The following is a 22,230-nucleotide window of genomic DNA, read 5'->3' on the forward strand; positions in this document are numbered from 1 at the left end:
CCCCTACAACTCCGGCGCGCTCACACCCGTACGAGTGAGCGCGTCGACCGCCGCGTCCACCACGGCCTCCACGTCGGGCACCCAGGGCGCGGCCGAGCCGGGCAGCGGGGCGCGCTCCCAGCGGATGGCGCCCTGGCCGGTCTCGGAGGGCGGCAGGGCGAGGTAGCCGCCCGTGCCGTGGAAGCGCAGGGAGCCGGGGACGAAGTCCTTGGCGTAGAGCAGTTCGCCCAGCTGTTCCATGGAGTACGGCCGCACGAGCAGGGCCCACCGGGTGGGTGAGGCGACCACCGGGCCGAGCCGCATGCCCCGGCGGTCGAGCGCGTCGAGGGCGCGGGCCGCCGCGAGGGCGGGCAGGCTGACCGCGCAGGGCGCACCGCCCCCGGTGGCGAGGACGATGGGCGCACCCGGCCGATTGGTCCACCACCAGCGCACCATGCGCTCGTCGGTGGTGGCCGCGAGGAGGCCGGGGTCGAAGGGGTGCGCACCGGGCACCGTGCACTCGGGGTCGGGACATGCGCAGCGGGCCCGGCCCTGCGGGTCCGGGGCCACGCCCGGGAGCACCGGCCACTGCCACTCCGCAGCGAAGGTGAGGGCCGCGCCGATCAGGTCAGGCCCCCCGCCGTTCCGCCTGGACAGGAGCCTGCGTCGCCTTTTGAGGATCTCGCGCATGAGCGCTCGTTCCTTTCCGTTGCACCGCTGGCAACACCGTGGACCACATCACATCATGTGTCGATCACTTCACTGTGCGTACCTGTTGGCGCATCACACCCCTGCTCCGGGCAAGGGGACCCCCAAGGGGTCGAGCGTTGGCCGTTTCCGCATCCCTACTGCACTGCGCCTGTCAAAAACACGGCCGCGGCGTGGGGTGGCGAAGTCTGGCGTTTCGCCGTCCCGCGCATTTCTCTCTGCCTCGCCACGGGAGGATGGGGCACGGTCGTCGGTGGTTAAGACGCCCGGGTCGGTCGCCAGGTTCCGGGTGGCCCCCAACCACCCCTGGCCTTCTCCGAGTACGTACCCATCACGACCGTTGTGACGCTCCGTGGAGCAAACCCAGTCGACCGCAATGAACCGATACCCGAGGCAGTTTCAAGCCAACTTCACTCTAGCGCAAGAGGTCCGGCGGAAACCCACAAGAGGCCCACGGACACCAGGAATCCCCGCAGGACAATGCTGGACATCTCCTCACGAGTGCGTGTACATGTGGAGACATTGCTAGCTACGCAGAATGACATGGGGGTTTGCGATGCTATTCAGCAATACGCACTGGTCTGAAGGCCGTGTGCCATGAGCGCCTCGCATCCTCCGAAAGTGGCTCGAATCGATTCTCCGATCGCCACATCCGCACACACTGTCGCGCCCGTACCAGCCGCTCCGAGTGCGCCCCCCGTGACGAAGACCACTGTTCCGAACGTCCCGGCACCCGGTGCCCTCCTCCAGGACCGGCTGGCCGGCTGGGTCTCCGACCTCACGACCCTCCACGAACTCACCGAACGCCTGGCCCGCACCGACTCGCTCGACCCCGCGCTCCAGGAACTGCTGAGCGCCGGAGCCGCCCTCGTGGGCGCCCGGCGCGGTCTGTTCGTCCTGGAGCCCGACGACGGTCTCGGTCCACGCCGGACGGTCGGTCTGGGCCTCGCGCGGTCCGATCTCGGCCACATCGAGACCGTGCCCCGCTGCGCCCTGCCCTACGGCAAGCTCCTCGACACGACCGCCGGACTGCCCGGCGGCGACGGCGAGATCGTCCACTCCGACCTGTTCGCCGAGGACGGCCTCGACCCCCGCCACCGCGAGGTGGCCGTCCGCCTCGGCTACGCCGCCAGTTACGCCCTGCCGCTGTCCACCGAGGACGCAGGGCGGCTCGGCGCGGCCGTCTGGTTCTACGACGAACCGGCCGAGCCGCACGAGCGGCAGCGCCACCTCGCCGGCCTGTACGTGCGCTACGCCACCGAACACCTCGCCCGGCTGCTGGAACTGGAACGCACGCGCGCGTGCATGGCGACCGTCACCGAGGAACTGCTTCCCTCCCGGCTGCCCCGGGTGGCCGGCGTGCAGCTCGCCGCCCGGCACCGCAGCGGCCCGCGCGGCGGCGGCGACTGGTACGACGCGCTGCCGCTGCCGGACGCCGCGCTCGGCCTCGCGGTCGGCTCGGTCACCGGCCGCGGGCCGAGCGCGGTCGCCGCGATGGGCCGGCTGCGCGCGTCCCTGCGGGCGTACGCCGTGATGGAGGGCGAGGACCCCGTCGCCGTCCTGTCCGACCTCGAACTGCTGCTGCGGCTGACCGAGCCCGCCCGCTCCGCCACCGCGCTGTTCGCCTACTGCGAACCCGCGCTGCGCAAGGTCACGCTGGCCGGCGCCGGACACAACCCGCCGCTGCTGATCGGCGAGCGGCGCACCGAGTTCGCGGAGACCTCCGTGTCCGCGCCGCTCGGGATGCTCGCCTGCTGGGAGGCGCCGAGCGTGGAGATCGAGGCGGCGGCCGGAGAGACGGTTCTGCTCTACACCGACGGGCTGCTGCGCCGTACCGGCGACCCCATGGACCGCGCTTTCGCCCGGCTGCACGCGGCGGGCGCCAGCGCCCCTCGCCCGCTGCGCCGCGACCCCGACGCCCTCGCCGACCACGTGCTGCGGGTCATGCTGCCGGACGGCCCGGACGCGGCGGACGGCGAGGAGGACGTCGTCCTGCTGGCGGCACGCTTCGAATGACTACTGCCCGCCCCACGGGGTGCGTCCCGGGCGGCTGATGTCCGCTTCGGCGGGCGGTTCGCTCTGCGGGCGGTTCGCTTCGGGCGACCGCCGTCCGCGCCGGTGGGTGGTTCGCTTTGAGCAACCGCCGTCCGCTTGAGCAACCGCCGTCCGCGCCGACGGTGCGCATCGGTTGACCGCTGTCCCGTCGGCGGCGCGGGCGGGGCCGGGCCGGACGCGAGTCGCGTGACCGGGCCGGACCGCGCGGGCCGGACCGGACGCAAGCGGGTGGCGTCCCGGCGCCGGGCGCAAGCGGGTCGCATGACCGGGCATAACAGGTCTTCCCGCCCCGGGACCGACCCGGTGCGACCGTACGATGATGGGGATCCCCCCTGCTCGTGCGGAGCCCAGAGCGCCGAGCGTCCGGGGAGGATCCGTGCCGTATCGAGGAGGATGACCGTGGCCGACGAACTCAACCCGGAGACCCCGGAGACTGAGTCGGAGGAGCCGATCAAGCAGCGCAAGAACGGCCTGTACCCGGGCGTTTCCGACGAACTGGCCGAGAACATGAAGTCCGGCTGGGCCGACACGGAGCTGCGCGACCTGAAGCCGGTGGAGCAGGCCGAGCACGCCGCGCGCCGCCGGGCCGCGCTGTCCGCCCGCTTCCCGGGCGAGCGCCTGGTCGTCCCGGCGGGCAACCTGAAGGTGCGCTCGAACGACACGGACTACCCCTTCCGGGCCTCCGTCGAGTACGCGTACCTCACCGGGAACCAGACCGAGGACGGCGTACTCGTCCTGGAGCCGACCACCGACGGCCACCAGGAGACGATCTACCTGCTGCCCCGCTCCGACCGGGAGAACGGCGAGTTCTGGCTCTCCGGCCAGGGTGAGCTGTGGGTCGGCCGCCGCCACTCGCTGACCGAGTCCGCGGCGCTGTACGGCATCCCGGCCGCGGACGTCCGCGAGCTGGCCGACACGCTGCGCGAGGCCACCGGGCCGGTCCGCGTCGTGCGCGGGTACGACGCGGAGATCGAGGCCGCGCTCACCGACAAGGTCACCGCCGAGCGCGACGCCGAGCTGCGGGTCTTCCTCTCCGAGGCGCGGCTGGTCAAGGACGGGTGGGAGATCGGCGAACTGCAGAAGGCGGTCGACTCGACCGTGCGCGGCTTCGAGGACGTCGTGAAGGTCCTCGACCGGGCCGAGGCGACCAGCGAGCGCTTCATCGAGGGCACCTTCTTCCTCCGCGCGCGGGTGGAGGGCAACGACGTCGGCTACGGCTCCATCTGCGCCGCCGGACCGCACGCCTGCACGCTGCACTGGGTCCGCAACGACGGCCCGGTCCGCTCCGGCGACCTGCTCCTGCTGGACGCCGGCGTCGAGACCCACACCCTGTACACCGCGGACGTCACCCGCACGCTGCCGGTGAGCGGCACCTACAGCGAGATCCAGAAGAAGATCTACGACGCCGTGTACGAGGCCCAGGAGGCCGGTATCGCGGCGGTGCGGCCCGGCGCCAAGTACCGCGACTTCCACGACGCCGCCCAGCGGGTGCTCACCGAGCGGCTCGTCGAGTGGGGTCTGGTCGAGGGACCGGTCGAGCGGGTCCTGGAGCTGGGTCTGCAGCGCCGCTGGACCCTGCACGGCACCGGCCACATGCTCGGCCTGGACGTCCACGACTGCGCGGCCGCGCGGACCGAGACGTACGTGGACGGCGTGCTGGAGCCCGGTGTGGTGCTGACGGTCGAGCCGGGCCTGTACTTCCAGAGCGACGACCTGACCGTGCCGGAGGAGTACCGCGGCATCGGCGTCCGCATCGAGGACGACATCCTGGTCACGGAGGACGGCAACCGGAACCTCAGCGCCGGGCTGCCCCGCCGGTCGGACGAGGTCGAGGCGTGGATGGCCGCGTTGAAGGGCTGAGGTCGTGATGAATGGCCGGGTACCGCCAAGTACTCGGCCATTCATCTATTTTACCCGTTTCACTAGCTTCGCCCGCTTAGCCTGCTTTGTCCGCCGATGGCTCGGGCCGGATCCACCCGGCCGCCCGCACCGCTCGCGGCGCACGGGCACCGGCATCGGCGTCGGCAGTGGCAGGGACGTCGGCAGTGGCAGGGACGTGGCATGTGCGCTGTACTGACGGAGACCGAGGGGGACACCGAGGGATCGTGGACGACTTCTGGACCGGCGTCGGTGTCGATCCGCGCCTCGAACCAGACATGCCGGACATGAGGGACGGGCGCCGGGACGGCCTGCAACGGATCCTCCGGGACGCCGTACGGGACGGCCGGCTGACGCCGGGCACGCGGTTGCCCGCGACCCGGCAGGTCGCGGCGGAGCTGGGCATCTCACGGGGCACCGCGAAGGCGGCCTACGACCAGCTCGTCGCCGAGGGCTATCTGACCGCGCGGCAGGGCTCGGGCACCCGGGTGGCGGCGCTGCCGTCCGGGGACGCGGACGCGCCGGAGGCGGCCGCACACGCGCGTGCGCCGCGTTTCGACCTGCGGCCCGGCCGCCCCGACGTCGGAGCCTTTCCGGCGGCCGCCTGGCTGCGCGCGCTGCGCCGCGCCCTCGCGGTGGCGCCCTCCGTGGCGTACGGCTACGGCGATCCGCGCGGCCGGATCGAGTTGCGCACCGCGCTCTCCGGCTATCTGGGACGGACCCGGGGGGTGCTCGCGCCGCCGGAGCGGATCGTGGTCACCTCCGGGTTCGTCCAGGGCCTCGCGCTGCTCACGCGCGTGCTGGGCGGGGGCACGGTGGCCATGGAGGACCCTGGGCTGCCGTTCCACCGGGAGGTGGTGCGGCGCAACGGCGCCCGTGTGGTGGCCGTGCCGGTCGACGAACGCGGGGTCCGCGCCGAGGCATTGGGGGACGCGGCGGCCGTGGTCGTCACGCCCGCCCACCAGTTCCCCACCGGGGTGACGCTGCACCCGGAGCGGCGCCGGGCGCTCGGCGACTGGGCACGCGCGCGGGGCGGGCTGATCGTCGAGGACGACTACGACGGGGAGTTCCGCTACGACCGCCGGCCCGTCGGCGCGCTCCAGGGCATGGCCCCGCACCAGGTCGTCTACCTGGGCACCGCCTCCAAGACGCTGGGCCCGGGGCTGCGGCTGGGCTGGATGGTGCTGCCGCCGCACCTGGTGGACGCGGTCGCCGACGCCAAGCTGCACAGCGACCACCACACGGAGTCCCTGGGCCAGTTGGCGCTGGCGGACCTGATCGACAGCCAGGGCTACGACCGGCACGTGCGCGCGTGCCGGCTCCGGTACCGGCGCCGGCGGGACCGGCTCCTGGGCCGGCTGGGCGCCGACCGCCGGGTGAGCGGGATCGCGGCCGGCCTGCACGCCCTGGTGGAGGTCGGTGACGAGGCGGAGGTACGGGCCCGGGCCGAGGCGGCGGGACTGGCCCTGGGCTGCCTGGGCGACCACTGGCACACGCCCGGCGGCACGGGACGGCCGCAGGGGCTCGTCGTCGGGTACGGGACGCCACAGGAACGGGTTTATCCACAGGCTCTGGAGGCGCTGGCCGAGGTGCTGGACGGCCGCTGAGCGGAAAAGGGTCACCTCGATGCGGTGGTCGCAGCGGCGGCAGTCCCAGAGGAAGTGGCCACCGAGGCGACGGTCACAGACCCAGAGGTCACCGAGGCGACAGTCACAGACGCAGAGGTCACCGAGGCGGCGGTCACGACGCAGAGGTCGCACAGGCAGAGGTCACAGGCTCGGATGTGCCAGACTCAGAGGTCGCACAGGCGGTGTTCACACCGCAGCGTCTTTCGTCGTGGAGGCTAGACCGCAACGAGCGGAGCGCCCTTCGTCCACTTGAGCATCTTGTCGAAGCTCACCACCGTGCCGCCCCGGCCGGGCTTGTTGCCGATGTGGACGTGATCGGCGAGTTCCCTGATCAGACAGAGCCCGCGGCCGTGCTCCGCATCCACCCGCGCGGGCCGTATGGCCGGGGGGTGCGCGAAGCCCGGCCCGGAGTCGGTCACTTCGATCCGGCACCTCTCGCCGTCCAGATAGGCGGTCACCCGGTACACCCCCGAGGCGCCGCGCGCGCCGCCGCCCCCGTGCTCCACGGCGTTCGCGCATGCCTCGGTCAGGGCGACGGACAGATCGTAGGAGATGTCCGGATCCACGCCCGCCGTCTCCATCGCGCCGAGCAGCAGCCGTCTCGCCAGGGGAACGCTCGCGGCCTCGCGGCGCAGATGGAGTGACCACCAGATGCTCATGCTCCAGCCTCCTGGCCGCGGCTCGACATACCGTTACCTATTGCCGCGCGCGCCCGGGTGTAAGCACACCGTTGACGTGACGCCGCCCATACGGGGGATGCACTCAGACATGAATCGGTGTATGGAGAGAGTTTCGTACCTGCCGTAGGACACGCGTGGGTCGAGTGGGATGATGAGCGCGCCATGTCTGCCCCCCACCCGCGTACGGCGCGCTCCGGACACCAACTCCGGATCCTGCGGGCCGCGGTGTTCGCCGCGGTCTGCGTCGTGCTGTCCGCGGCCGGGCATGCCCTGGCCTCCTGCGCCTCCGTCCCGCTGTGGACACTGGCCGTCGGCTTCCTGGGCTCCCTGGTGCTTGTGGCGCCGCTCGCCGGGCGGGAGCGCTCGCTGCCGGGCATCGCCGCGCTGCTCGCGTTCGGCCAGATCGTGCTGCACGCGTTGTTCGGGCTGGGGCAACACGGTATGACTGCCATGTCGTCCGGCGCGGTGCCGTCGGGTTCGACGGGCGCCATGGGTTCGATGGGGTCAATGGGCTCCATGGACTCGATGAGCGGGACGACCGACGCCACCCTGGTCGAACAGGCCGCGCGGCTCGTCTGCGGCGCCGGCGCCGCGGCGATCTCCCCTGCCCACGCCTACCGGATCCTGGCGGACGCCCACCTGATCACCGGCTCCTCCGGTCCGGTCCCCGGCTCCGCCGGCCTGAACGCGACGCAGCACGCGGCCGCCGCCACCACCGGTTCCGCCGGTTCCGCCGGCACCTCCTCCTTCTCCTTCTGTTCCTTCGGCGCGCTGCTGCCGTCGCTGCCGATGCTGCTCGGCCACCTCCTCGCGGCGGTCGTCGCCGGCTGGCTGCTGCGCCACGGCGACCTGGCCCTGCTGCGCCTGATGGAGCTGTCGACGCGCGGGGTCGCCGAGGCGGCGCTCGTACGGTCCCTGCGCGGGGCGCTCGCGCTGGCCCGCGCGCTCCGCGGCGGCCTCACGGGCGAGCGGAATCCCGGCCCGCGGCTGCGGCGCAGCACCCCGCACGACACGCCCGCCCCGCACACCACCGCGCTCCAGCACACGGTGGTCCGGCGCGGTCCCCCGGCCGCGCCCGCACTCGTCCTCGCCGCCTGACGCGACGCGACCCCGCTCCACCGAGGTCCGGCCAACCAGGATCCAGCCACTGCGATCCGGCCACCGGGATCCGGGAGGAGAAGGCCGCCGCGTACCGCGGCACGCGCGCGTGCGTACGCGCGCCCTTCTTCCTGACCGGAGATCCACCGGAACTCACTCGGAGTGGAGTGCTTTCTGCCATGAAGGCTTCTCGTATCGCCGCCGTCACCGCCGTCGCGGGCTCGGCCGTCCTCGCCCTGTCCGCACCCGCCTTCGCGCACGTCACCGTGCAGCCGGAGGGCGTGGCGGCCAAGGGCGGCTACGCGGTCGTCGACTTCAAGGTCCCCAACGAGCGCGACGACGCCTCGACCACCAAGGTGGAGGTCAACCTCCCCACCGACCACCCGCTGGCCTCGGTGATGCCGGAGGCGGTCGACGGCTGGACGGTGCAGGTCACCAAGTCCACGCTGGCCAAGCCCGTCGAGGTGCACGGCGAGAAGATCAACCAGGCCGTCACCAAGGTCACCTGGACCGCCGACGGCAAGGGCATCCAGCCCGGCTACTTCCAGAAGTTCCCGCTGTCCGTCGGCGCCCTGCCCGAGGACACCGACGAACTCGTCTTCAAGGCCGTCCAGACGTACGACAACAAGGACGTCGTGCGCTGGATCGAGGTGCCGGAGAAGGGTCAGGCCGAACCGGAGAACCCGGCCCCGGTCCTCGCCCTGACCGCCGCGTCCGACGACGGGCACGCCGACTCCGCCGCGGGCACGGGCAGCTCCTCGAGCCAGACGGACACGGCGGCCACCGGCAAGGACGCGGCCACCACCAAGGCGTCGGACTCCTCCGGCGGCAGTGACACCACCGCGCGGGTGCTCGGCATCGTCGGCATCGTCGTCGGCGCGGCCGGCATCGCGTACGCCCTGATCACCGGGCGGCGCCGGACCACCGCCTGATCTCGTTCACCAGTGGTGTGCACCGGGGCCGGGCGGCCCCCGCACCGACCCCGGCGCACACCGGAACTTTCACATCTGGGACATTTTTCTATGCGCAAGACAACGTTCGCCGCGGCCGCGCTGCTCGCCGCCGCCACTTTGACCCTCTCCGCCTGCGGCAGCGGGGACGACAGCAAGTCGCCCGTGGCCGTGGTCTCGGAGGAGTCCGGCTCGACCAAGGCCGCCACCGTCCTCGATCAGCCGTTCGAGAAGCCGGACCTGGTCCTCACCGACGCCCAGGGCAAGAAGTACGACCTGCGCGCGGAGACCAAGGGCCACCCCACGCTGGTCTACTTCGGCTACACGCACTGCCCCGACGTCTGTCCGCTGACCATGAACAACCTCGCGGTCGCCAAGAAGGCGCTGCCGAAGGCGGAACAGGACGAGCTGCGGGTGGTGTTCGTCACCACCGACCCGGGCCGTGACACACCCGCCGAGCTGGGCAAGTGGCTCAAGGGCATCGACCCGCAGTTCATCGGTCTGACCGGTGACTTCGCCACCATCCAGGCCGCCGCCCGCTCCCTCGGTATCTCCATCGAACCGACGAAGAAGGACAAGAACGGCAAGCTCATCTCCGTGCACGGCACCCAGGTCGTCGCCTTCTCACCGAAGACCGACGCCGGCTACCTCCTCTACGGCGAGAACGCCACCGTCGACGACTACACCAAGGACCTTCCCAAGATCGTCAAGGGAGCGAATCCGTGACGCGCCTCGCCCTGCCCGCCGCCGCACTGGCGGGCACGCTGGCCCTCGCGGGCTGCGGTGGCTCCGACGACTCAAAGGCAGATCTTTCGGTCAGTTCCGTCTATATGCCTCAGCCGGTCTCGACGGCCGACATGGCGGCCGGGTTCCTGACGATCGTGAACAAGGGCGGTACGAAGGACGAGTTGACCTCGGTCACCAGTGACCAGGCGGGCCGGATAACCCTGCACTCCACCAGCGGCGGGACCATGCAGGAAGTCGCCTCCTTCGCCATACCCGCGCACGGCCGGCTCGTCTTCGCGAGCGGCGGCAACCACCTGATGTTCGAGAACCTGAAGCACCAGCCGAAGCAGGGCGACACGATCACGCTCCGGCTGAAGTTCGCCGACTCCGGTCCCCTCACCGTTGAGATGCCCGTGAAGTCGGCCACGTACAACCCGTCGACCGATCACTGAGGAGGGAACCACCTTGACGCGGACCACCACCTCCCGCCTGCGGATCCTGGTGCTGCTGCTCCTGGCCGTCAGCGGCGCGCTGCTGGCCGGCGCCGGCCCGGCCTCCGCGCACGCAGCGCTGCTCGGCAGCGACCCCGCTCAGGGGGTGGTGGTCGACAAGGCTCCGGACAAGGTGTCGCTCACCTTCTCCGAGCAGGTCGCGATGAACAACGGTTCAGTGCGGGTGCTGGACCCCAAGGGCAAGCGGGTCGACAGCGGCGAGCCGGCCCACGTCAGCGACGCGACGTACGCGGTGCGGCTCGTGAGCGGCCTGGGGGAGGGCACGTACACCGTCGCCTACCAGGTCGTCTCCGCCGACAGCCATCCCGTCGCCGGTGCCTACACCTTCTCCGTCGGCGCCCCCTCCAAGACCACGGTCTCGGTCTCCGGCGAGACGGTGGGCGACGGAGTCGTCGGCTGGCTCTACGAGTTCGGCCGCTATGTGTCGTACGCCGGCTACGTCGTGCTGGTGGGCGGGGCCGTCTTCGTCCTCGCGTGCTGGCAGCGCGGGTCCGGGGCGCGGGCCGTGCAACGCCTCGTCGTCGGCGGCTGGCTCGCCCTGACCGCCGCCACGCTCTGGCTGCTGCTCCTGCGCGGCTCCTACACCGGTTCCGGGACCTTCGGCGAGATCTTCGACCTGGACCTGCTCGGTCAGGTGTTGCAGACCAAGTCCGGGGCCGCGCTGGTCTCCCGGTTGCTGCTGCTCGCCGCCGCCGCGCTGTTCCTCGCCGTGCTCTTCGGCGCCTACGACAAGCGGAAGGACGAGGAGAAGCGCGACCTGACCTTCGGGCTCGCGGTCGGCGGGACCGTGGTCGCCGCCGGGCTCGCGGCGAGCTGGGCCATGGCCGAGCACGCCTCGACCGGTCTCCAGCCGGGGGTCGCCATGCCGGTCGACGTGCTGCACCTGCTGGCCGTCGCCACCTGGCTGGGCGGTCTCGTCGCCCTCCTCGTCGCGCTGTACCGGGCGCCCGCCGGGACACCGGTCGGCGCCACCGCCGTACGCCGCTTCTCGGCCATCGCCTTCGGATCCGTACTCACCCTGGTCGCCACCGGCGTCTACCAGTCCTGGCGGCAGCTGGGCTCCTGGTCTGCGTTCACCGACACCCGGTACGGACAACTGCTGCTCATCAAGATCTGCCTGGTGGCGCTGATGGTCGGCATCGCGTGGACCTCCCGACGGTGGACGGCCCGGCTCGCGAACGCGTCCACCGCGCGGACCGGGGCGGCAGGATCCGAGTCGGCGGGACCCGAGACGGCGGGACCCGAGACGGCGGGATCCGAGACGGCGCGGGCCGGAACGAGGCGGGCCGAGACGGCGACGTCGGACGCCGAGCTGTCCGAAGCGGGGACGGCCGACGCGGACCAGTCCGAGGCGGGAACGATCGAGAAGACCCCGGCCGAGGTACGGACGTCGGAAGGGGCGTCGGAAGGGACGTCGGCCCAGGTACAAGCGGCGGAATCGGCCGAGAAGGAGCAGGTCGCCGCGTCGGCCACGGCCCGTGGGGCCGCGCTGTCCGAGCCGGCCGCCTCCGGCGAGTCCGCACCCGCCGGTACCGTCACCGCGCGCGCCGCCCAACTGGCCCGGCAGCAGGCCGCCGTGGACGCCGCCCGGCAGAAGCGGCTGCGGGACGCCGACCCGAACCGTTTCGGGCTGCGCCGCTCGGTGCTCGCGGAGGCGGGCGTCGCCGTCGTCCTGCTCGCCGTCACCACCGTGCTGACCCAGACCGAGCCCGGACGCACCGAGCTGGAGGCGCAGGCCGCCCAGACGTCGTCCCCGTCCTCCTCGGCGTCGGCGTCGTCCGGCGTGGTGGCCCTGGACATGCCGTTCGACACCGGCGGCCAGGACGGCAAGGGCGTGGTACGGATCGACCTCGACCCCGCGCGCGTGGGCGGCAACGAACTCCACGTCTATGTGCAGCGGCCCAACGGCCGTGCCTTCGACATCCCCGAGGTGAAGATCGCCTTCACCCTCGAAGCGAAGAACATCGGCCCGCTCCCCGTGACGCCCGACCACATCACCACCGGGCACTGGTCGGCGAGCGGAGTGCAGATCCCCATGGCCGGCGACTGGAAGGTCGCCGTGACCGTGCGCACCTCCGACATCGACCAGACGACCGTCTCCAAGAACGCGCAGATCGGCTGAACCGCACCATGCCAGACCAGTCCACGCCCTCCGGAAAGCCCACAACCGAGCAGTCCGCAACCGACCAGTCCGCAGCCGAGCAGTCCGCAGCCGAGCAGTCCGCAGCCGAGCAGTCCGCAGCCGAGCAGCACCGCCACGGGGCGGGCATATCACGGCGGACGCTGCTCGGTACCGCCGGTGCCACCGGTCTGGCGCTCGGCGCGGCGGGCGGCGCCGTGGGCTACACGACCGCGCCCGCCCAGGCCACACCGCTGACCTCGGTGGGCGCCGACCGGGCGATGTTTCACGGGAAACATCAGCCCGGCATCACCGAGGGTCTCCAGGCCCGCGGTCACCTCATCGCCTTCGACCTGGCGGCGGGCGCGGGCCGCACCGAGGCGGCGGCCCTGCTGCGCCGCTGGTCGGCGACTGCCGGGCGACTGATGGCGGGCGAGCCGACCGGGCACGACGACACCGATGTCGCCCGGGACGCCGGGCCGTCCTCGCTGACGGTCACCTTCGGCTTCGGACGCTCCTTCTTCACCCGCACCGGGCTGGAGAAGCAGCGGCCGGCCGCCCTCGACCCGCTGCCCGACTTCTCCTCCGACCAGCTCGACAAGGCACGCAGCGACGGCGACCTGTGGGTGCAGATCGGCGCGGACGACGCCCTGGTCGCCTTCCACGCCCTGCGCGCGGTCCAGAAGGACGCGGGCACCGCCGCCCGGATGCGCTGGCAGATGAACGGCTTCAACCGCACCCCCGGCGCCACGTCCCGTCCCATGACGGCCCGCAATCTGATGGGGCAGATCGACGGAACCGGCAATCCGAAAACCACGGACGCGGACTTCGACCAGCAGATCTTCGTGCCCGGGTCGGGCGAGCCCGCCTGGATGGCGAACGGCTCGTACGCCGTCGTACGCCGGATCCGCATGCTCCTCGACGACTGGGAGAAGCTGTCGGTCTCCGCCCAGGAGGGCGTCATAGGGCGCCGGAAATCCACCGGGGCACCGCTCAGCGGAGGCACCGAGACGACCGCGATGAACCTGGAGAAGGCCGACGCCCAGGGCAATTACGTCGTCCCCATCAACGCGCACGCCCGTATCACCCGGCCCGACCAGAACGGGGGCGCGGCCATGCTCCGGCGACCGTTCTCGTACCACGACGGCTTCGACCCGGACGGGACGCCGGACGCGGGGCTGCTGTTCGTCTGCTGGCAGGCGGATCCGCTGCGCGGCTTCGTGCCGGTGCAGCGCAAGCTGGACCGGGGCGACGCGCTGTCGAAGTTCATCCGCCACGAGGCCAGCGGCCTGTTCGCGGTCCCGGGCGGGGCGGCGGAGGGCGAGTACGTGGGGCAGCGGCTGCTGGAAGGGTGAGGCCCCGGTGAGACGCGGTCCGGTTGTGGTCGGGACCTGGTGATAGGCGGGAGGCCGTGTCCGGCCTGGGCCCGGTGAGACGCGGTCCGGTGGCGGTCGGGCCAGACCCGCGGTCCATGTCCGGCGTGGCCCCGTGAGACGCGACCCGGCTGCGGTCGGGACCTGGAGAAACGCGATCCGCGTCCGGCCCGCGCCCCGTGCGGCATGGTCGGGTTCCGGTGGGGCCGGGTGGCACGCGGTCCGTCTCCGGTGAAGCGCCCGTGAGCGCGACCCGGCTGCGGTCGCGGGGCGCCTGCCCCGTTGTCGCCGTCGGGGCCCGGCGATACGCGTGAGCCGGGTTCGGCCGCGGCCACTAGGGTGAAGTCATGCCAGCGAGCTACGCGTATCTCGGTCCCGAGGGGACCTTCACCGAGGTCGCCCTGCGCACGCTTCCTGAGGCGGCCACCCGGGAACTGATCCCGTACGTGTCCGTGCAGTCCGCGCTGGACGCGGTGCGCGCCGGGGACGCCGAGGCCGCGTTCGTGCCCATCGAGAACTCGGTCGAGGGCGGGATCACCACCACCCTGGACGAACTGGTCGCGGGCGCCCCGCTGATGATCTACCGCGAGGTGCTGCTGTCGATCACCTTCGCGCTGCTGGTGCGGCCCGGCACCCGACTGTCCGACGTCAAGACGGTCACCGCCCACCCGGCGGCCCAGCCGCAGGTCCGCAACTGGCTCCAGGCCAGCCTCCCGGACGCCCGCTGGGAGTCGGCCGCCTCGAACGCGGACGGCGCCCGCCTGGTCCAGGAGGGCCGGTACGACGCCGCCTTCGCGGGTGAGTTCGCCGCCGCCCGCTACGGGCTCGTCGCCCTGGAGACCGGGATCCACGACACGGAGAACGCCCAGACACGGTTCGTGCTGGTCGGCCGGCCCGCCCGGCCCGCCGCACCCACCGGGGCGGACAAGACCTCGGTGGTGCTGTGGCAGCGCGACGACCATCCGGGCGGGCTGCGCGACCTGCTCGGCGAGTTCGCCACCCGGGGCATCAACCTCATGCTGCTCCAGTCCCGGCCGACCGGGGCCGGCATCGGCCACTACTGCTTCTGCGTCGACGCCGAGGGGCACATCGCCGACCGCCGTATGGCCGAGGCCCTGATGGGGCTGAAACGGATCTGTCTGCAGGTACGATTCCTCGGCTCGTACCCACAGGCGGACACCGGGCCGGACGAGGTGCGGCCCACGCCGCACGGCACCTCGGACGCGGAGTTCGTGGCGGCGGCGGACTGGCTGGCGCAGTGCCAGGACGGTCGTTTCTAGCCAGTCCTACCTGCATATCTTCGTTATCCACAGGAGTTATCCACAGGCACCCATCTCGACCTGGGGACAAGTCGACAAGGAGGGGTCAGACGGTCGACAAATCGGTTCGAGAGGTCGGAGGGGGTCATCGTCACGCCGGTCGGCCGTCGTCCACCCGTTTCTCATGGTTCATCTTTTGGGGCGACCTCTTTCCACCCGAAAGTGGGTGTCACCCCAGTTTGAACGGGGAATTCTTCAGCTCTACCCGGACTTCCGGAGTGATCAATTCCGTAATCCACAGAACTTCCACACAGCCTGTGGATAACTCTCCCGGAGGCGTCGACCCCTGTGGACAACCTCGCCCCCAAGTCCCTTTCTCCTCAAGGAATTCGAGTCAACCCGACGCTCCGCGCATACTCCGTCCCGGGGAGTGAGACGGCCTCAATTGACACACTGGGCAATTGCCGCACAACTGAACGTAAGCCGTCATTTCGGAAAGTGATCGAATAACGATTCGTTGGCGGCACCCCCACACCGGTAGCCTTGGGCCCGTGATTGACCTTCGCCTGCTCCGTGAGGACCCCGACCGTGCGCGCGCCTCCCAGCGCGCCCGTGGAGAGGATGTCGCGCTCGTCGACTCCCTCCTGTCCGCCGACGAGCGGCGCAGGTCGTCCGGCGTCCGCTTCGACGATCTGCGGGCCGAGCAGAAACAGCTCGGCAAGCTCATCCCGAAGGCTTCCGGCGACGAGAAGGCCGAACTGCTGGCACGCGCCGAGCAGCTCAAGGCCGATGTCAAGGCCGCCGACGCGGACCGCGACGCGGCCGACACCGAGACCCAGGAACTGCTCCTCCGGCTCGGCAACCTCGTCCACCCCGACGTGCCCGTCGGCGGCGAGGAGGACTTCGTCACGCGGGAGACGCACGGCACGATCCGCGATTTCGACGCGGAGGGCTTCACTCCCAAGGACCACCTGGAGCTGGGCCAGCTCCTCGGCGCGATCGACGTCGAGCGGGGCGCCAAGGTCTCGGGTTCGCGCTTCTACTTCCTCACCGGCATCGGCGCCCTGCTGGAGCTGGCCCTGGTGAACGCCGCGATGGCCCAGGCCACGGCGGCCGGATTCACGCCGATGCTGACCCCGGCACTGGTCCGCCCGCAGTCCATGGCCGGCACCGGCTTCCTCGGCCAGGCAGCCCAGGACGTCTACCACCTCGACAAGGACGACCTGTACCTGGTCGGCACCTCCGAGGTGGCGCTGGCGGCCTACCACATGGACGAGATCCTGGACGCCGACCGGCTGCCGCTGCGCTACGCGGGCTTCTCGCCCTGCTTCCGCCGCGAGGCCGGTTCGCACGGCAAGGACACCCGGGGCATCTTCCGGGTGCACCAGTTCGACAAGGTCGAGATGTTCTCCTACGTCGCCCCCGAGGAGTCGCAGGAGGAGCACCGGCGGCTGCTGGAGTGGGAGAAGCAGTGGCTGATCTCGCTCGAACTGCCGTTCCGCGTCATCGACGTGGCCTCGGGCGACCTGGGTTCCTCGGCCTCCCGCAAGTTCGACTGCGAGGCGTGGATCCCGACCCAGGGCAAGTACCGCGAGCTGACGTCCACCTCGGACTGCACCGAGTTCCAGTCCCGCCGGCTGCAGATCCGGGTCCGTGACGGCAAGAAGGTCCGCCCGCTGGCGACGCTGAACGGCACGCTGTGCGCCGTACCGCGCACCATCGTGGCGATCCTGGAGAACCACCAGCAGGCCGACGGCTCCGTGCGCGTGCCCGAGGTGCTGCGCCCGTACCTGGGCGGCCGGGAGGTCCTGGAGCCGGTGGCCAAGTGACCACCGGATTCCCCTACGGCCTCATCGCCACCGACCTCGACGGCACGCTGCTGCGCTCCGACGGGTCGGTCTCCCGGCGCACCCGTGACGCGCTCGCCACGGCCGCCGCGGCGGGCGCGGCCCACATCGTCGTCACCGGCCGCGCCGTCCCCTGGACCCAGCACATTCTCGACGACCTCGGCTACCGGGGCCTCGCGGTGTGCGGTCAGGGTGCGCAGGTCTACGACGCCGGGGAGCACCGCCTGCTGACGTCCGTGACCCTGGACCGTCCGCTGGCGGGAGTGGCCCTGGCCAAGATCGAGGCCGAGGTCGGCCCGCTGTTCCTCGCGGCGAGCCGGTCCGGCCTGGACGGCGAGGTGCTGGTGGGCCCCGGGTACGCGGTCAACGGGTCGCTTCCGTCGACGCCGTTCACGGACGTGGCCGATCTGTGGGCCGCCCCGCTGACCAAGATCTACATACAGCACCCGGAGTTGTCGGACGACGAACTGGCCGAGGCCGCGCGGCGCGCGGCAGGCGGATTCGTCACGGTCGCCATGGCCGGCGAGGGCGTCGTCGAACTGCTTCCGCTGGGGCTGACCAAGGCCACGGGACTCTCCGTGGCGGCCCGCCGCCTCGGCCTGAAACCGGCCGACACGATCGCCTTCGGCGACATGCCCAACGACATCCCGATGTTCGGCTGGGCCGCTCACGGGGTGGCCATGGCCAATGCCCACGAGGAACTCAAGGCGGTGGCGCACGAGGTGACGTCCTCCAACGACGAGGACGGCATCGCGGTGGTCCTGGAGCGCCTGCTGAACGGCGACAACTGACCGACCGCCCGCCGGGAAGCCGCCCCTCCGAGCCGTGCCGCCGCCGGCGGACGGGCCGCCCGCCGGCGATCCCCCTGGGGCCGGCCACCGGAAGCCGCTCCCGCCGCCCAGCGGTCAGTGGTCAGGCGCACGCATGCTTTCGCCCTGCGGTTGACGGTGGTGCGGCGGTGGTGCGGTCGGCCCTGGTGCAACTGACCTCGGGACCTGAGGCCGGACCGGTGTCCCCGGGCCCGCAGCCCGCCCAAGCACCGAGCCCCTTCGGACCGGCCCCCGGTCGAGAAGCCCGGCCAAGTCCCAGTGACAACGTCTCGCGGAGGATGCACGGATCGAACGTGCGCGGGCTTTCCAGCCCGACCACGGCTTAGCAAGCCGGTGCCTTACCACTCGGCCAATCCTCCGGGTGGGCGGCCCACGCGAGAGCGACATCGCGTGCTCGAAGCGGCCGCCCCGGGCAGCTCCCCGTGCGGAGCGGGCTCAGGCGGCGGAGTGGGTAGTCACACCGCAGCCCGCCACAGGCTGCCCTGACGGGAACCAGACGTACTGTCGTGCATGGACATCGCCCGGCTCCTCTCCCAGAACGTGGCGCCGGGTCTGTCCCGGCGGTGTGGGCACGGACCACTGTGCCGGGCCGGGCGAACCGACGCCACTGAATTAACCGGCGGACGCCTACCGTCGGCGCCACCTGCGCCGACGCGCCTTGCTGAAGAACCAGCCCGCCGGTGGCTCGTCCGACCGCCATGGCTGGGGCTCGGGCTCATGGGAACGCCAGCGTGCGGCGAGCATACGGGCCCGGCCGGACGGCTCGGATCTGTCGGCGCCCCGTATGAAGTCGTCGTCCAGGACGACGCCGTCCCACGCCTCGTCCTCGGATCGCCCGCCGTCGTCGTACTGTGGCGCCTCGTCAGCCATCCCCGTGCCTCCTAGCGGTGCATCGCATCCCCCATTTGTCCCAGTGTGCCCGGCCCGAGGTGAAGCCCCCGTCAAGACCGGGGCTTCACCTCAGAAGCGGTCTACTCCTCTCCGGCCAGGGTCAGCGACCGCAGCTTCTGCCCCGCGTACCAGGTGGCCAGGACGGTGACCACGACCAGCAGCACCGTCGCCGTGACCAGTCCCACGTCCGAGGTGATCAGATCGCCGCCGGCGACCTGGTGGGCGACGGCCAGTGACCACTGCTGCACGCTCAGCGTGCGCACACCGGGCACCAGGGAGCCGAACAGCGCCTCCCAGACGAGCGCGTAGACCAGCCCGAAGACCACCGCGTGCCGGGAGACCGTGCCCAGCAGGAGGAAGACCGCCGCGTACGCAATCGAGGCGACCAGCGAGGCGACCGTGTAGGCGACGGCGACCTGCTGCCCGTTGCCGTTCAGGATCAGGCCCGCGATCAGGGTCGGTACCGCGGAGAACACCATCGTCACCGCGACCGCCACGATCAGCTTGGTGAAGATGATCGTCGGCCGCTTGATCGGCTTGGACAGCAGATACACCACGGAGCCGTCGTCGATCTCCGGACCGATCGCGCCGGTGCCCGCGATGACGGCGACGATCGGCACCATCGCGGCGAGCGCGAAGCCGCCCAGAACGTCCGCGGCCGTCTGGTCGTCGGCTCCGGCGAGGGCCCGCACGGCCACCGCGATCACGATCAGCAGCAGGGGCAGAGCGCCCAGGATGAGGGCCCGACGGCGGCCGAGCAGAGCCCGGTAGGTGAGCCGGGCGACTGTGGGGTCGTACATCTTCGGCCTCCTACGCCGCGACCAGATACGAGAAGACGGACTCCAGGGACTCGTCGGACGGCGAGACCGTGAGCAGCCGGATGCCGTGGTCGCGGGCGACCTTCGGCAGCAGCGTGGTGAAGCGGCCGAAGTCGACGGCCTGGATGCGCAGCGCACCCTCGGTGAGGTCGACCTCGATGCCGGACGTCGACGGATCGGCGATCAGCGCCGCCGCGAGGGCCCGGTCGTCGCTGGAGCGCACCAGGTAGCGGTGCGGGCGATCGGTCATCAGGCGGCGGATCCTGCGGAAGTCGCCGCTGGCCGCGTGCCGCCCGGCGACGATGACCTCGATGTGCCAGGCGAGTTGCTCGACCTCTTCGAGGATGTGCGAGGAGAACAGCACCGTGCGGCCCTCGTCGCCCATGCGCCGCAGCAACTCCATGAGCTGCATGCGCTGGCGCGGGTCCATGCCGTTGAACGGCTCGTCGAGCAGCAGCAGCGAGGGTTCGTGGACCAGCGCGGAGGCCATCTTCACGCGCTGGCGCATGCCCTTGGAGTACGTGGAGATCTTCCGGTCCTGCGCGTACTCCATCTCGACCGTGGCCAGGGCGTGCTGGGCCGCCTTGTCCCCCAGGCCGTGCAACTCGGCGTTGGCGACGACGAATTCGCGTCCGGTGAGGAAGTCGTACATCGCCTCGCGCTCGGGGACGATGCCGATGTGCCGGTAGATGTCCTCGTTGCGCCACACCGGCTGTCCGTCGAGGGTGACCGAGCCGGTGGAGGGGGCGAGGAAGCCGCCCATCATGTTGATCAGGGTGGATTTTCCGGCGCCGTTGGGGCCGAGCAGGCCGGTGACACCGGGGCCGATCGTCATGGTGACGTCGTTGACGGCGACCACGTTGCCGAACCAGCGGGAGACGTGGTCGATGGAGAGCGTGGTCACAGTCCCACCTTCTGGTAGCGGCGCAGCAGGAGGCCGTAGCCGGCGGCGATCAGGCCCAGCGCGACGAGCAGATGGACCACGCCCGCGCCGGTGGACGGGCCGGCCCCTCCGGGGTAGGCGGAGGTGGCCCCCAGGAAGGCGGACTGCACACCGTCGACGAGTGTGATCGGTGAGAACAGGCCGATCCAGGCGATCGCGCCGGTGCTGCCCTGTGCGTCCGCGATGGCCTGGAGCGTGGAGACCGCGCCGTAGGAGATGGTCAGCACGGCGATCACGGCAGCGATGCCGAAGCCGCGGCGCGGGGTGACGGCGGCGATGACCAGTCCGATGCCGGCGAACAGCAGCGAGAGCAGTGCCACGGAGACCAGCCCCTGTGCGAATTCCTTGGTCTGGTGCGCGAACCCGAGCTTCGCCAGCAGCGCGCCCACGTAGAGCACGGCCAACGGGGCCGCGGTGAGGATGAACAGCGCCGAGGCCAGCGCCGCGTACTTGGCGCGGACGTAGTCGGCGGTCTCGATGGGCCGCGAGAAGTACAGCGGCACCGTCTTGAAGCGCAGGTCCCGCGAGACGGACTGGGGCGCCTGCGAGGCGACGTACAGGCTGATGACCGCCTGCATGACGATCGCGTAGCGCGTGTAGTCCAGCGGCAGTTCCTTCGCCTTGGTGACGACGGCGACCGCGACCATGATGGCCGCGGGCACGCACATCACGATGAACAGCAGCATCGGCAGCGCCTTGGACTTCACCGAACGGCCGAGGCCGTAGGCGCCGCGCAGGGACTGCGAGTAGAGGGAGCGGCGGGCGTACGAGCGGCCCAGACGGGGGCCGTCGTAGGTGCGGTACCCGATGTTGTGGATCCGGGTCTGGTCTCCCGAGGGCGCGGCTACCGGGTGTTCAGCTGCCATGGCCGACCGCCTCCTTCCGCTGCTCGTCGCTGTCCCGGAACACCTCCGAGATGTGGTGCCTGCGCTGCTCCATGCGGACCAGTCCGAGACCGAGGTCGGCGACGACATCGCGGACCAGGTCGTACGTCTCCTCGCCGGAGGCGGTCAGCAGCAGGATGTGTCCGGCGCCGGGCAGGCCGCTGCCTTCGTCGTGGACGTCCACCCCACGCGCGTGGAGCGCGTCGCGCACCGCGTGGGTGCCGCTCGGGTGGGTGTCGCTGTCGGTGACCTCGATCGCCAGGGTGGTGGTGGTCTGGGTGAAGTCCCGGGTGGAGCTGGAGCGCAGGAGCTGGCCGCCGTCGACCACCACGACGTGGTCGCAGGTGCGCTCCAGTTCGCCCAGCAGGTGGGAGGTGACCAGGACCGAGATACCGAAGTCGGTGTGGATGCGGCGGATCAGGCCGAGCATCTCGTCGCGGCCGACCGGGTCGAGGCCGTTGGTCGGCTCGTCGAGGAAGACCAGCTGGGGGTCGTGGACCAGCGCCTGGGCGAGCTTCACGCGCTGCTTCATGCCGGTCGAGTAGCCGCCGATGGGACGGTAGCGCTCCTCGTACAGACCGACGTGGCGCAGGGTGTCCGCGGTGCGCTCGCGGGCGGAGGCCGGCGGGAGTCCGGACATCCGGGCCATGTGGACGACGAACTCGGTGGCCGAGACATCGGGCGGCAGGCAGTCGTGCTCCGGCATGTACCCGACCCGCTCGCGGATGTCGGCACCCTTGGTGGCGACATCGAGGCCGAGCACCTCGGCGCGGCCCTCGGTGGCGGGGGAGAGACCCAGCAGGATCTTGATCAACGTTGATTTGCCGGCCCCGTTGGCGCCCACGAGGCCCGTCACACCGGGTCCCACGTCCACGGAGAGCCGGTCAAGAGCGGTCACCCGGGGGAACCGCTTGCTCAGGCTTTCGGTCGCGATCACAGTCACGCCTTCGACGGTAGTGACCCGTGGCCATGGCGGTCGTCAGACCGGAGAGCCGTCTTCGCGTCACTCTCCAGTCGTACGGACCCGTAGGGGACGCCCTGCCTGAGAGCTA

19 protein-coding genes and 1 tRNA gene are annotated in these 22,230 nt (G+C 71.3%); 12 read left to right on the plus strand and 8 right to left on the minus strand.

Annotated features, from left to right (window positions below; translation table 11 throughout):
- Window positions 1–3: 3 nt before the first annotated feature.
- Complete coding sequence (locus ACFY2B_RS21110) at window positions 4–669, minus strand: bifunctional DNA primase/polymerase (protein WP_390764618.1); 666 nt, start codon at window positions 667–669, stop codon at window positions 4–6.
- 615 nt (window positions 670–1,284) lie between these two features.
- Between ACFY2B_RS21110 and ACFY2B_RS21115 the strand changes: the two genes are divergently transcribed.
- From ACFY2B_RS21115 to ACFY2B_RS21125, 3 genes are all read left to right on the plus strand, one after another.
- The gene (locus ACFY2B_RS21115; protein WP_390764619.1) at window positions 1,285–2,703 is read left to right on the plus strand and encodes a PP2C family protein-serine/threonine phosphatase; all 1,419 of its coding nucleotides are present in this window, start codon (window positions 1,285–1,287) and stop codon (window positions 2,701–2,703) included.
- A gap of 432 nt (window positions 2,704–3,135) precedes the next feature.
- Window positions 3,136–4,602 (plus strand): aminopeptidase P family protein, encoded by a 1,467-nt coding sequence (locus ACFY2B_RS21120; RefSeq protein ID WP_390764620.1) that lies wholly within the window; start codon window positions 3,136–3,138, stop codon window positions 4,600–4,602.
- 245 nt (window positions 4,603–4,847) lie between these two features.
- Window positions 4,848–6,227, plus strand: a complete 1,380-nt coding sequence (locus ACFY2B_RS21125) for a PLP-dependent aminotransferase family protein (RefSeq protein WP_390764621.1) — start codon at window positions 4,848–4,850, stop codon at window positions 6,225–6,227.
- Between the two features lie 236 nt (window positions 6,228–6,463).
- Here ACFY2B_RS21125 and ACFY2B_RS21130 read toward each other — a convergent pair whose 3' ends face one another.
- Entirely contained in the window at window positions 6,464–6,907 is a 444-nt protein-coding gene (locus ACFY2B_RS21130; protein ID WP_390764622.1) for an ATP-binding protein, read from the minus strand.
- 183 nt (window positions 6,908–7,090) lie between these two features.
- On the opposite strand from ACFY2B_RS21130, the gene ACFY2B_RS21135 reads away from it, so the two are divergent.
- The 9 genes from ACFY2B_RS21135 (at window position 7,091) to ACFY2B_RS21175 (ending at window position 17,603) form a co-directional block, all read left to right on the plus strand.
- The gene (locus ACFY2B_RS21135) at window positions 7,091–8,026 is read left to right on the plus strand and encodes a hypothetical protein (protein WP_390764623.1); all 936 of its coding nucleotides are present in this window, start codon (window positions 7,091–7,093) and stop codon (window positions 8,024–8,026) included.
- Between the two features lie 179 nt (window positions 8,027–8,205).
- Window positions 8,206–8,958 carry a YcnI family protein gene (locus tag ACFY2B_RS21140; protein WP_390764624.1) on the plus strand — a complete coding sequence of 251 codons (753 nt, stop codon included), beginning with the start codon at window positions 8,206–8,208 and terminating at the stop codon, window positions 8,956–8,958.
- Between the two features lie 90 nt (window positions 8,959–9,048).
- The gene (locus tag ACFY2B_RS21145; protein ID WP_390764625.1) at window positions 9,049–9,702 is read left to right on the plus strand and encodes an SCO family protein; all 654 of its coding nucleotides are present in this window, start codon (window positions 9,049–9,051) and stop codon (window positions 9,700–9,702) included.
- Window positions 9,699–10,154, plus strand: a complete 456-nt coding sequence (locus ACFY2B_RS21150) for a copper chaperone PCu(A)C (protein ID WP_390764626.1) — start codon at window positions 9,699–9,701, stop codon at window positions 10,152–10,154. The genes ACFY2B_RS21145 and ACFY2B_RS21150 overlap by 4 nt, the downstream gene beginning before the upstream one ends.
- 13 nt (window positions 10,155–10,167) lie before the next feature.
- The gene (locus tag ACFY2B_RS21155; protein WP_390764627.1) at window positions 10,168–12,336 is read left to right on the plus strand and encodes a copper resistance protein CopC; all 2,169 of its coding nucleotides are present in this window, start codon (window positions 10,168–10,170) and stop codon (window positions 12,334–12,336) included.
- A gap of 8 nt (window positions 12,337–12,344) precedes the next feature.
- A complete protein-coding gene (gene efeB / locus ACFY2B_RS21160) occupies window positions 12,345–13,688 on the plus strand; it encodes an iron uptake transporter deferrochelatase/peroxidase subunit (RefSeq protein ID WP_390764628.1) in 1,344 nt (447 codons plus the stop codon).
- Window positions 13,689–14,053: 365 nt separating this feature from the next.
- Window positions 14,054–14,986: a prephenate dehydratase gene (gene pheA / locus ACFY2B_RS21165; protein ID WP_390764629.1), complete on the plus strand. Its 933-nt coding sequence runs from the start codon at window positions 14,054–14,056 to the stop codon at window positions 14,984–14,986.
- A 530-nt stretch (window positions 14,987–15,516) separates the two neighbouring features.
- Window positions 15,517–16,794: a serine--tRNA ligase gene (gene serS / locus ACFY2B_RS21170; protein ID WP_390764630.1), complete on the plus strand. Its 1,278-nt coding sequence runs from the start codon at window positions 15,517–15,519 to the stop codon at window positions 16,792–16,794.
- Entirely contained in the window at window positions 16,791–17,603 is an 813-nt protein-coding gene (locus ACFY2B_RS21175; RefSeq protein WP_390764631.1) for an HAD family hydrolase, read from the plus strand. The genes serS and ACFY2B_RS21175 overlap by 4 nt, the downstream gene beginning before the upstream one ends.
- A 311-nt stretch (window positions 17,604–17,914) precedes the next feature.
- Here the strand turns inward: ACFY2B_RS21175 and ACFY2B_RS21180 are convergent.
- The 6 genes from ACFY2B_RS21180 to ACFY2B_RS21205 form a co-directional block, all read right to left on the minus strand.
- Window positions 17,915–18,001 (minus strand) — tRNA-Ser (locus ACFY2B_RS21180).
- Between the two features lie 268 nt (window positions 18,002–18,269).
- A complete protein-coding gene (locus ACFY2B_RS21185) occupies window positions 18,270–18,512 on the minus strand; it encodes a hypothetical protein (protein WP_390764632.1) in 243 nt (80 codons plus the stop codon).
- 101 nt (window positions 18,513–18,613) lie between these two features.
- Window positions 18,614–19,333, minus strand: coding sequence for an ABC transporter permease subunit (locus tag ACFY2B_RS21190; protein ID WP_390764633.1), 720 nt, complete (start codon window positions 19,331–19,333; stop codon window positions 18,614–18,616).
- A 10-nt stretch (window positions 19,334–19,343) separates the two neighbouring features.
- Window positions 19,344–20,255: an ABC transporter ATP-binding protein gene (locus ACFY2B_RS21195; RefSeq protein ID WP_390764634.1), complete on the minus strand. Its 912-nt coding sequence runs from the start codon at window positions 20,253–20,255 to the stop codon at window positions 19,344–19,346.
- Window positions 20,252–21,160 carry an ABC transporter permease gene (locus tag ACFY2B_RS21200; protein ID WP_390764635.1) on the minus strand — a complete coding sequence of 303 codons (909 nt, stop codon included), beginning with the start codon at window positions 21,158–21,160 and terminating at the stop codon, window positions 20,252–20,254. Before ACFY2B_RS21200 ends, ACFY2B_RS21195 begins: the two co-directional genes overlap by 4 nt.
- The gene (locus ACFY2B_RS21205; protein ID WP_390764799.1) at window positions 21,150–22,115 is read right to left on the minus strand and encodes an ABC transporter ATP-binding protein; all 966 of its coding nucleotides are present in this window, start codon (window positions 22,113–22,115) and stop codon (window positions 21,150–21,152) included. Before ACFY2B_RS21205 ends, ACFY2B_RS21200 begins: the two co-directional genes overlap by 11 nt.
- Window positions 22,116–22,230 lie beyond the last annotated feature (115 nt).

The sequence above is a fragment of the Streptomyces sp. NPDC001270 genome (assembly GCF_042896695.1).
Taxonomy (GTDB): domain Bacteria; phylum Actinomycetota; class Actinomycetes; order Streptomycetales; family Streptomycetaceae; genus Streptomyces.

Coding starts and splice junctions, on each gene's coding strand:
- ACFY2B_RS21115 (WP_390764619.1), top strand. CDS start 1,285: ATGAGCGCCTCGCATCCTCCGAAAGTGGCTCGAATCGATTCTCCGATC.
- ACFY2B_RS21185 (WP_390764632.1), bottom strand. CDS start 18,512: ATGGCTGACGAGGCGCCACAGTACGACGACGGCGGGCGATCCGAGGAC.
- ACFY2B_RS21200 (WP_390764635.1), bottom strand. CDS start 21,160: ATGGCAGCTGAACACCCGGTAGCCGCGCCCTCGGGAGACCAGACCCGG.
- ACFY2B_RS21120 (WP_390764620.1), top strand. CDS start 3,136: ATGACCGTGGCCGACGAACTCAACCCGGAGACCCCGGAGACTGAGTCG.
- ACFY2B_RS21190 (WP_390764633.1), bottom strand. CDS start 19,333: ATGTACGACCCCACAGTCGCCCGGCTCACCTACCGGGCTCTGCTCGGC.
- ACFY2B_RS21145 (WP_390764625.1), top strand. CDS start 9,049: ATGCGCAAGACAACGTTCGCCGCGGCCGCGCTGCTCGCCGCCGCCACT.
- ACFY2B_RS21130 (WP_390764622.1), bottom strand. CDS start 6,907: ATGAGCATCTGGTGGTCACTCCATCTGCGCCGCGAGGCCGCGAGCGTT.
- ACFY2B_RS21135 (WP_390764623.1), top strand. CDS start 7,091: ATGTCTGCCCCCCACCCGCGTACGGCGCGCTCCGGACACCAACTCCGG.
- pheA (WP_390764629.1), top strand. CDS start 14,054: ATGCCAGCGAGCTACGCGTATCTCGGTCCCGAGGGGACCTTCACCGAG.
- ACFY2B_RS21140 (WP_390764624.1), top strand. CDS start 8,206: ATGAAGGCTTCTCGTATCGCCGCCGTCACCGCCGTCGCGGGCTCGGCC.
- ACFY2B_RS21110 (WP_390764618.1), bottom strand. CDS start 669: ATGCGCGAGATCCTCAAAAGGCGACGCAGGCTCCTGTCCAGGCGGAAC.
- efeB (WP_390764628.1), top strand. CDS start 12,345: ATGCCAGACCAGTCCACGCCCTCCGGAAAGCCCACAACCGAGCAGTCC.